Annotated in this window: 8 protein-coding genes and 1 pseudogene; 2 read left to right on the top strand and 7 right to left on the bottom strand. The window is 67.3% G+C overall.

Annotation, left to right across the window (positions count from 1 at the left end; translation table 11 throughout):
* On the top strand, positions 1–411 hold a 411-nt coding region (locus tag ACFWPJ_RS15460), incomplete at its 5' end, for a hypothetical protein (protein ID WP_378851675.1).
* Positions 412–637: 226 nt separating this feature from the next.
* Here ACFWPJ_RS15460 and ACFWPJ_RS15455 read toward each other — a convergent pair.
* The 3 genes and pseudogenes from ACFWPJ_RS15455 to ACFWPJ_RS15445 all read right to left on the bottom strand — a co-directional run.
* Positions 638–1,131 (bottom strand): annotated as a pseudogene (locus ACFWPJ_RS15455) (acetyl-coenzyme A synthetase N-terminal domain-containing protein); the annotation flags it as partial.
* The gene (locus ACFWPJ_RS15450) at positions 1,116–1,862 is read right to left on the bottom strand and encodes a 3-hydroxybutyrate dehydrogenase (protein WP_378851672.1); all 747 of its coding nucleotides are present in this window, start codon (positions 1,860–1,862) and stop codon (positions 1,116–1,118) included. The gene ACFWPJ_RS15450 and the pseudogene ACFWPJ_RS15455, both read right to left, overlap by 16 nt.
* Positions 1,859–3,250 (bottom strand): MFS transporter, encoded by a 1,392-nt coding sequence (locus ACFWPJ_RS15445; RefSeq protein ID WP_378851670.1) that lies wholly within the window; start codon positions 3,248–3,250, stop codon positions 1,859–1,861. The genes ACFWPJ_RS15450 and ACFWPJ_RS15445 overlap by 4 nt, the downstream gene beginning before the upstream one ends.
* Before the next feature lie 135 nt (positions 3,251–3,385).
* Between ACFWPJ_RS15445 and ACFWPJ_RS15440 the strand changes: the two genes are divergently transcribed.
* A complete protein-coding gene (locus ACFWPJ_RS15440; protein ID WP_378851667.1) occupies positions 3,386–4,330 on the top strand; it encodes a LysR family transcriptional regulator in 945 nt (314 codons plus the stop codon).
* Here the strand turns inward: ACFWPJ_RS15440 and ACFWPJ_RS15435 are convergent.
* From ACFWPJ_RS15435 to ACFWPJ_RS15420, 4 genes are all read right to left on the bottom strand, one after another.
* Positions 4,300–5,601 carry a TerD family protein gene (locus ACFWPJ_RS15435; RefSeq protein ID WP_378851664.1) on the bottom strand — a complete coding sequence of 434 codons (1,302 nt, stop codon included), beginning with the start codon at positions 5,599–5,601 and terminating at the stop codon, positions 4,300–4,302. The two genes, ACFWPJ_RS15440 and ACFWPJ_RS15435, sit on opposite strands and share 31 nt — an antisense overlap.
* A 173-nt stretch (positions 5,602–5,774) precedes the next feature.
* Complete coding sequence (locus ACFWPJ_RS15430) at positions 5,775–7,625, bottom strand: ATP-binding cassette domain-containing protein (RefSeq protein ID WP_378851661.1); 1,851 nt, start codon at positions 7,623–7,625, stop codon at positions 5,775–5,777.
* 11 nt (positions 7,626–7,636) lie between these two features.
* Positions 7,637–8,806, bottom strand: coding sequence for a type III polyketide synthase (locus ACFWPJ_RS15425; RefSeq protein ID WP_378851658.1), 1,170 nt, complete (start codon positions 8,804–8,806; stop codon positions 7,637–7,639).
* A 49-nt stretch (positions 8,807–8,855) separates the two neighbouring features.
* Positions 8,856–9,986, bottom strand: a 1,131-nt coding sequence (locus ACFWPJ_RS15420) for a fatty acid desaturase (RefSeq protein ID WP_378851656.1), incomplete at its 5' end; no start/stop codon positions are given.

Here is a 9,986-nt window from a genome sequence, read left to right as displayed (position 1 = left end):
CCGCAGGGTCGGTATCGCCGCGTGCTGCGCTCCGGCACGATGGAGTTGCCCCCTTTTCCCACTCTTCGAGGAGCCAACCTCATGAAATATCCGGTGCGCACCCTGCTCGCCGCTGCCGCAGCGGCAGCGACCATCACCTTCGGCCTCGTCCCGGCAGCGGGCGCGGCACCGTCACCAGGTATCGATCGGGAAGTCCCGGCCAGCCCCGGCACTTCCCAGGATCCGGTCGAGAAGCCGAGCGGCGGAACGCGTGTCGACAAGGCCGCGCACGCGCGGCTGTGCAGCGATCTCATGCTGATGTTCGACGGAGCACTCGCGGATGTGAACAACGCGAAGACGCCGGCCCAGGAGCAGGCTGCGCTGGACATGGCACAGCGGATCAACGACGACTCTGTCAAAGCCGGCTGCTGAGCCGTGCCTCATTCAAGCAGTGGGAACCGGCCGGATTCCAGCAGTCCCGTGATCGCTTCCAACTTCACCTGTGGCGCGGCGTAGTCGCAAGGCCGCTCGGTTAGTACCTGCTGCCCGCTTGTCAACCGGGCACAAAGCACTAACTGAGCGACCTTGCGGTTTATCCCCGGAGATCGATGACGATCACCCTGTCGTCCCGTGCGTCCAACAGATCTTCAGCAGGGGGCGCGGTCGCCAGAAACGCGATCACCGCCTCGGGTGTCAGGCAGGTAGACGACTACCCGATCACCGGGCCGGATACCTAGTTCGCGCAGCGTCCGCGCGAATCCGGCTGCCCGGCCCAGCATCTCGGCCCACGACACCTCAGTAATCGTGCTGCCCTCGTCGACCGACACGATCGCGGGCCGATCCGTCCGCGCCTGCCGGATCACCTGGTCGACGTAGTTCAGCCGAGCACCCGGAAACCACCGCACCCCAGGCATTTCCGTGTCGGCGAGCACGACCGCAGACCGCTCCCCCAGCGCGAAGTAGTCCCACACCGCGCCCCAGAACCCGGCCAGGTCGTCGACCGACCACTGCCATAGCCCGGTAGTCCGGCAGCGCGACAGGGTGCCGCGCCTCCACGAACCTCGTGAAATCGGTAATCCGCGCCTGGGCGATGTCCTGCTCGGTCGGCACCCACTGCGGCGCCACGGTCACGTTCGTCATCGCGCGCTCCATCCCCCGTCCATGACGTAGGAGGAGCCGGTGACCATCCCCGCGTGGTCGGAGGCCAGCCACGCGACCAGTCGCGCGACCTCCTCCGGTTCGATCAGCCGTTTGATCACGCTCTCGGTGAGCAGCACCTTCTCCACCACCTCCTGTTCGGGGATGCCGTGCGCGACGGCCTGCTCGGCGATCTGCTTGTCCACCAACGGTGTTCGCACATAGCCGGGATTCACACAGTTGCTGGTGACGCCGTGCGGGCCACCCTCGAGCGCCGTCACCTTCGACAGCCCTTCCAGTGCGTGCTTGGCGGTCACGTACGCCACCTTGAACGGGGACGCGCGCAGCCCGTGGACCGACGAGATATTGACGATGCGGCCGAATCCTTGCTCGTACATGTGCGGCAGCGCCGCGCGGATGAGCAGGAACGGCGCCTCCACCATCAGCGTCTGGATGAGCCGGAACCGCTCGGGCGGAAAGTCCTCGATCGGGCTGACGGTCTGCACGCCGGCGTTGTTCACCAGGATCTCGACCGACAGGCTCAGCTCCGCCAGCGCGTCGACCTCGAGAAGGTCCACCGCCCAGGCATTTCCGCCGATCTCGGTAGCCACGGTCTTCGCGCCGAGCTCGTCGATATCGGCGACGGTGACCTCCGCACCGCGTGCGGCCAGCTCGTGCGCGCAGGCCGCGCCGATCCCGCCCGCCGCGCCGGTGACCAGCGCCTTGCGTCCGATGAGATCGGTCATGCCGACACGACCTTCGCGGGCGTGGGCGCGGCCACGGTGGCGGCATCGGCGGCGTCGAGGGATTCGAGGTCGATGCCCTTGGTCTCCTTGGCGTACAGCACCGCGATCACCGTGACGACCGACGCCACCGCCAGATACACCGCGATCGGGACCGAGGAACCGTAGGAGTCGAGCAGCTTGACCGCGATGATCGGCGCGAGCGAACCCGCCACGATCGAGGTGACCTGATAGCCCAGCGACACACCGGAATACCGCATCCGGGTCGGGAACATCTCCGCCATGATCGCGGGCTGCCCCGCGTACATCAGGCCGTGGAAGACCAGGCCGATGATGATCGCCGACAGGATCAGCGCGCTGTTGGCGGTGTCCATCAACGGGAAGGCGAAAAAGCCCCAGGTGCCCGCGGCCAGCGCACCGACCAGGTAGACGGGGCGACGGCCGACGCGGTCACCGAGACGGCCCGCCAGCGGGATGACCGCCATGTGCACGGTGTGCGCGGCCAGCAGCCACCACAGGATCGTCGTGGTGTCGGCATGCACGTGCACCTTCAGATAGGTGATCGAGAACGTGACGACCAGGTAGTACATGATGTTCTCGCCGAAGCGCAGTCCCATCGCGGTGAAGACGCCACGCGGGTAGCGGCGCAGCACCTCGAACACGCTGAACGACGTCGCCGCGACCTGTTCCCTGTGCCGCTGCGCCTCGACGAAGATCGGGGCGTCGGTCACCTTGGTGCGCACGTAGTAGCCGACCAGCACGACCACCGCCGACAGCCAGAACGCGACCCGCCAGCCCCAGCTCAGGAACGCGGCATCGGACAGCGTCGAGGTCAGCACGAGCAGCACGACGGTGGCGAGCAGATTGCCCGCCGGCACACCGGCTTGCGGCCAGCTCGCCCAGAACGCGCGGCTGCGGCTGGGACTGTGCTCGGCGACCAGCAGGACCGCACCACCCCATTCGCCGCCGATCGCGAAGCCCTGGATGAACCGCAGCGTCACCAGCATGGCCGGCGCCCAATAGCCGATCTGGGTGAAGGTGGGCAGACAGCCCATCAGGAAGGTCGCGCCGCCGACCAGGACGAGACTCAGCTGCAGCAGCTGCTTGCGGCCGTAGCGGTCGCCGAAGTAGCCGAAGACGATGCCGCCGATCGGGCGGGCAGCGAACCCGACGGCGTAGGTGACGAAGGCCGCGAGGATGGCGTCGAGATCGCTGGTGCCCTTGGCGAAGAACACCTTGCTGAAGACGAGGGTGGCGGCGGTGCCGTAGAGGAAGAATTCGTACCATTCGACGACGGTGCCTGCCATCGAGGCGGCCACCACCCGGCGCAGACCACTCGGCGCCCCGCCCGGGTCGTCGCCGGTCTGCTTGGTCGCGTTGCTGACGCTCATCACTGCTCCTCGGTGATCACGACCACATCACCGTGCAAATGTGACATGGCCCACTAGCAATGGGGAGAGTATTCGTGCAGATCGGATTCGGTCGCAATGGCCAAGTTCGCACCGCGCATCTGCAAGGATGCAGAAATGAGCGCGACCTCGCCTGATCCGGGCCGGCGTCCCAGCGCCGACGACCTGCTGGTTCTGCTCGCCGTGGGCCGGTCGGGGCGGTATGTCACCGCCGCGGAGGAGCTGGGAATCAACCACACGACGATCTCGCGGCGGATCGCCGCGCTCGAGCGGGCGGTCGGCGGAAGGGTGCTGACCAAGGCCACCAGCGGCTGGGAACTGACGGATCTGGGACGGGCGGCGCTGTCGGCGGCCGAGACGATCGAAGCCGCGGTCCGTTCGCTCGGTGCGACCGGAGGCGAGCGGGAACTCGAAGGGGTAGTTCGGCTTTCGGCCACCGACGGATTCAGCGCGTATCTGGCGGCCCCCGCCGCCGCGCGCGTACAGCGCGAGCATCCGCGGGTGGCGGTGGAGATCATCGCCACCACGCGACGCGCATCCCCCCAGCGCAGCGGGCTCGACATCGAGGTGGTGGTCGGACAGCCCCAGGTCCACCGCGCCGAGGCAATCAGGCTGGGCGACTACAGCTTGGGCCTCTACGCCGCGCGCGACTACCTCGCCGACCGCGGCACGCCGGAAACGATCGAGGACCTGCGCCGCTATCCGCTCGTCTATTTCATCGAATCGATCCTGCAGGTCGACGATCTCGACCTGGCCACCAGTTTCGCACCCGCCATGCGCCAATCCGTCTCCTCGACCAATGTTTTCGTGCATGTCGAGGCAACCAGGGCCGCGGCCGGTATCGGCCTGCTCCCCTGTTTCATGGCCGACCGCCACGACGATCTGGTGCGGGTGCTCGGCGAGCAGGTGCGGGTGCGGCTCACCTACTGGCTCGTCACACGGGCGGAGACACTGCGCCGCCCCGAGGTCGCCGCCGTCGTCGATGCGCTGCGCGCCACGGTCGACGAGCGGCGCGCGCAACTACTCGGAGATCAGCGCGGGTCGGGGCAGCGGCCCGCGTAGTGACTCAGACCGAGGCCGTTGCTGCTCTTACTGCGGCCGACCGGACCGTTCTTGGCCGAGCGCAACCAGGTGCCCGCGGTATCGAGAACCGGCATCTTCTCGCTGAAGGCGCGGCTGTAGCGAGTGGTGCCGTCGACGGTGAGGATGCCGTCGCGGACATCGATATGGGCGACGGTGGCCCAGAAGGAGTTCTTGCCGTTGCCGATGACGACGGTGATCTGGTCGGCGTCGGGGCCGGGGAAACCGTCCGGGCCGGGGCGGCCGTAGCGGACGCGGACCCGGGGCCGCCCGAAGGTGTCGATGGCGCCGGCACCGTTGTCGACGGACTGGTAGACATTGAGCAGCAGATCGCCGGTCTCGGTGGGGCGCACGACGACCTGCTCGGTGGCGGGGAGGTTGCTCGTGCCGGGACCGCGGCTGTCGCCCTGGTGGTGGATGAACGGCCAGGCGGCGAGGTCGCCCTGGTGGCCCTTCTCGCCGCTGATCACCACGTAGTCACCGGTGATCTCGTTGCGGCAGAAGAAGTACACGTCGAGGTCGCCCTTGCCGAACTTCGTCACGCGCCCGGCCTGGTCGTACTGCGCGCCGCGCCCATCCCATTCGAGACCGACGGTGAGTACGTAGCCGGGGTCGCCCTTGCGCAGGTCGATGCTGGCGCGTTTGTCGGGCGAGTCCTTGGTGAGAACCACGTCGACCTTGCGCAGGTCGACCGCGGGCGCCACCGGAACAGGTTGCGGCACACCAGCGGACGGCACGGCCGGCTCCTCGTCGACGGCGATCCCGTGCTCGGTCGCGAACGCCGCGAGCCCGGCGCTGTATCCCTGCCCGATCGCGTCGAGCCGCCACCCGCTCCCCCGCCGATACAACGCGACCGCCTGCAGCACGGTCTCCGAATCCAGTCCGGGCGGTACGAAACTCAGCGTCTGCGCGGTGCCCGCGACCGACACCCGCAACCCGGTGACCTCCCCGAACCGCATGCCCTGCGCCTCGGTGCTGCCCGCGATCACCACCCGATGGATCTCGGCGGGAACCGCCGAAAGATCCACCGACACCACAGCATCGGACTCCATCCGCACGCCCGGCGCCGCCGGATTGTTGAAGAACACGAAATCGGCGTCGGAACGCACCCGGCCGTCGGCCGTCGCCAGCACCGCCGACACATCCACCGCTCCGGCCGGGCCATCGAGGTCGATGCGCACCGTGTACCGGCCCTCGACCAGATCGGTCTTGGACCCCTTGGCCACCTCGGCCACCGTTGCACTCCCCGTCATGACGCCGCCCTCCACCGGTCGATTGTCGCGCCGAGCAACCGCTACCAGCGCGATCAGGCCCACGGTACTCCCGCGGGGCGCGATCGGCCCTGCATCGCCGGAGCCCGCACGCCTGATCACGAAGAACGCCGGCCCGGCCCGGGCGGGCCGAACCGGCATTCGTGGTGGGTGAACTACACGGCGACCAAGCCGAAATCGAGCTTCACCAATTGATCGGCGCAGTCGAAGTACCGGTCGTCGTGGGTGATCACGATGACCGTCTTGCCGCGTCGCTTCAGATCGGTGAGGATCTCGCGGTAGAAGACCTCGCGGAAGCGGGGCTCCTGGTCGGCGGCCCATTCGTCGAAGACGTAGATCTGGCGGTCCTCGAGCAGGGCGGTGAGCAGGGCCAGGCGCTTGCGCTGCCCCTGCGACAGGTCGACGGTCGACAGGCGCCCGTCCTGCACGGTCACCTTGTGCGCGATCTGCAGCTCCTCCAGGTAGCGCTGTACTTCACCGTCGATACCGGGACGGTCGAAGCCCAGGTAGTCCTCGAACAGATGGAAATCGGTGAACACCGCCGACGAATTCTGCCGGTACCACTCGATGTTGTCGTGGTCGATCCTCTCCCCGTTGAGCGACAACGACCCCGAGCGTGGCACATACAGACCGGTGATGAGCTTGGCCAGCGTCGACTTGCCGCTGCCGTTGCCGCCGACGATGAACGTGATCTGCCCCGGTTCGAAAACCAGGTCGATCGGACCGAGCCGGAAGCCCGCGTCCTCGGACTCGTCGCGACCCGGCGGTGGCGCCAGCGGCCGAACATCGTTGCCGCCGTGGTCGACCCAGGCCTTGCCGTTCACATCCTGCTGAGCGGCGGCCGGATGCGCACCGGGATGCGCCGGATGCGGCCCACCGGGGTGCCCGTTGCCTGCACGCGGCGGCATCCCGGGACGCGGCGGATGCCCACCACGCTCGGGCGGCCCGTCCGGGTGCGAACCGGGCGGCGGCGGAACCGGCGACGGCGCCTCGGAGCGGTACACGTAGCTGACATTGGTCAGTTCCAGCTTTGCCTCCCCCGCCGCTGGACGCTCGGTGTATGGCAGGAGCTCCTCGTTGTGCAGGGTCTCCATCGACAGGTTCATCGCCCGGATCTTGGCCAGCGCCACATCGCCGCGCAGCAGATCGGGGATGCGGTGCATGAAGTTCTGCATCGGCATCGCCAGGAACGTGGTGACCAGCACGTAGCCGACCATCGTGTCCCGCGGCAGGTTCAGCGCCGCCGCGACGACGAACAGGATCAGCGCCATCGTCGCCAGCTGCAGCGCCTGGCCGAAGCCCTGCGCGTAGGAGAACTTCGAGCCCGCGTCGGTGTTCTGATCACGCAGCGTGCCCGCCGAGCCGAGCAGATGCCGGTCCATGAAGTCCCGGCGACGGCCGCGGTGCAGCTTCAGTTCCTTGATGCCGAGCGTGACGGCCTGGAACGAACGCAGCAGCGCGTCCTCGTTCTCGCGCGCCTCGCGGTAGATCCCGCGCACCCGCTTGAGCACCAGTTCGACACACGCGATGCCGACCAGCGTGCCCGCCACCGTCACCGCGAAGATCGGACCCGACACGATGAACAGGAACACGAAGCAGCCGATGATGGTCGCCACGTCGACGCAGATCGACGGGATGGCGGTCACCGCCTGCGACAGCGAGCGCACGTCCTCGGTCAGCGTCGCCATCAGGCGGTGCATACCGAGCCGTTCCAGATGTTCCAGCGGCGCGGAGACGATGCCGGAACTCAGGTCGCTGCGCAGCCGGTAGATCGCGTCCTGCGACAACCGGATCAACAGCACCTGCGAGACGACACCACTGACCAGGATCACCAGGCCGGTCAGCCCGAACCGCAGCAACAGCTGATCAGGCTGCGGCTTCGGCGAGACGACCGCGTTGATCAGCGTCACCAGGTAGGTGTTGGCCACACCGCAGATCAGGCCCGCGGCCACCACGGCAGCGATCCTGGCCGGCGAGAGCGCGGCGAGAAAACGGAGTAGATGCATGACGTGTGCTCTCAGCTGCGGATGACATCGAACACGATGCCCTCGAGGGTGACACCGGGCGCGAACGAGAACGCCACCCCGGTGGAAATCGGTGCCGCCGACTGCGCGTCGCGGATCATCCGCTCCAGCACGAAGATCAGCGAGACACTCAGCATGTTGCCGTGCTCGGCGAGTACGTCCCAGCTCGGCGCCGCCGCCTCGGCCGGGATGCCCAGCGAGTGGGCCGACTCCTCGATGATACGGGGACCACCGGGGTGGATCGCCCACAGATCGATATCGCTCTTGCCCAGGCCGTTGCGCGCGAGCACCTCGGTCACCACCGGATCCACCCCGCGGTAGATGTAGTCGGGCAGGCTGGTCGCCAGCTCGCAGGTGATGCCCGCGTCCTTGATGCCGAGCACGATGCCGTCCTCCGCGTCGTCGAACAGGTGGCTGAAGCTGTCGCGGATCACGATGCTGCCCGGTGCCAGCGGCTGGTGCACCTGGTTGGCGCCGATCACCACCGCGCCGCAGCCGTCACCGAAGAGGCTGTGGGTGATGACATCGTTGACGTCGTCGTCGAACACGGCGTTCACCGAGCTCAATTCGATGCACAGCACCATCGCCTTCTTGTCCGGGTTCGCCCGGACGTAGTCGGTGGCGGCCCGGATGCCGTTCATCGCGGCGGCGCACCCCATGAAGTTGATGACCATGCGGCCGACCTTCGGCGACAGGCCGAGCTGCTTGACGACCGCGACGTCGACGCCGGGGGCGATGAAGCCGGTGCTGGTCACGAAGATCAGCTGGCCGATGTCCTCGGCGGGGTTGTCCAGTCCGGCGACGGCGCGGCGGGCGACGTCGACGGCCAGCGGCACCGCGTGCTCGAAGAACAGGTTCATCCGCTCCCTGATGGTGCCGGGGCGACGGCTGAACTCGAGGAACTCCGGGTCGAGCGGGTCGATCGCCAGATGGCGGGTGTCGATCCTGGTCTTCTGGTAGATCCGCGGAATGCGCTGGCGCTGAGCCGGATCGGAGAACAGCTCGGCGACCCTGCCGGCGTTGACGGACTGGTCAACCACGCGCTCGGGCGAACCGGTGGCGACCGCTTCGATCACACCGACCGTGGTCGGCGGGGCGGGCGGTAGCAGGTCGTGCCCGCGCTCGACGTCGGCCGTGCGGAGCAGGTCAAGGGAAACAGACACGGGCACAAATCCTTTCGAAACAGATGTAGACGTGGCAGCGGAAGGCGGGTCAGACGGTTCCGATGCCGGTGAAGCCCTGCACCGTGTAGGTCACACAGGTCTTCAGCGCTGTGGGTGCGCAGTGTTCGCGCACGAATCCCCACCGGTTCTCCTCGGCGTCACGCGACGGCGCGAGCAGGTAGGTCCGGCACAGCTTGGGGAAACGATCTCCGAAGAAACTCTTCGCGGGCAGCCACTCCACCCCGAACTTCGCGGCCTCCTCGCGCACCACGTCCTCGGTGGCGATATTGGCGAAACCGCTGCGCTGGAACGGAAGTACGTGATGCACCCGGTGCGAGCTCAGACCGGCCGAGAGGAAGCAGTCGACGTACTTGTTGCCGACCACGGTCAGGTCGTAGGCCTGCTCGAGCTGATTGACCGCCCAGTCCTCGGTCTCGGTGTGCAGTTCCTCGGTCGGCACCTCGAAGTCGTGGCTGGCCACCACCATGAAGGTGCTGATCCACAGCGTGATCACGAATTGCAGTGCCCAGGCCCAGAAGTCGCCCGCGACGGTGAAGACAACGAACTCCGCCACCAGCAGGAACCGGACGCCGAAGGAGCCGATGAAGTGCGGCAGCGCGCCGCCCCAGGTGCCGTACATGTCCTTGATGCCCACCTTGCGGGTGAGCCGGCAGACGTCGAGCAGCCGAATGATCATGCCGGTCAACAGATGTCCGAACTTGTGCACCGTGTGCACCGGCACCCGGTACAGGCGCGGCACCTGCATCATCATCGTGAAGACGTTCTTCTTGATGTCGACTTCACTCTGGGTGTGCGGGTGGTGCAGCAGCGCGTGACCGTCGGCGGTGACGAAAGACAGTGCGACATAGTTCATGTCGAACGCGTTCACCGCGTACTTGTTGAGGCCCTTCTGCGCCCGGTGGATCGCGTAGTGGCCGAAACCGGCCAGCGAGCTGCGCAGCAGCACCATCGCGATCACGAAGACCGGCAACGGCATCCAGCTGGTGTCCCACAGGCGCAGGCCCTGCACCGCGAAGTACAGGAAGATCAGCACCGCGACGACGATGTCGAACGCGCGGTCCATCCGCTTCAGGCGGGCCGCCAGCTCGGGTTCCTTGATCCGGGCCTTGACCTTGTGCAGGAGGTCGTTCTTGTTGTCGAACTTGTACTTCGGGGTGTC

Source organism: Nocardia sp. NPDC058497, assembly GCF_042720195.1.
In the GTDB taxonomy this organism is placed as follows: Bacteria; Actinomycetota; Actinomycetes; order Mycobacteriales; family Mycobacteriaceae; genus Nocardia.
This window is presented reverse-complemented; position numbering and strand designations above follow the sequence as displayed.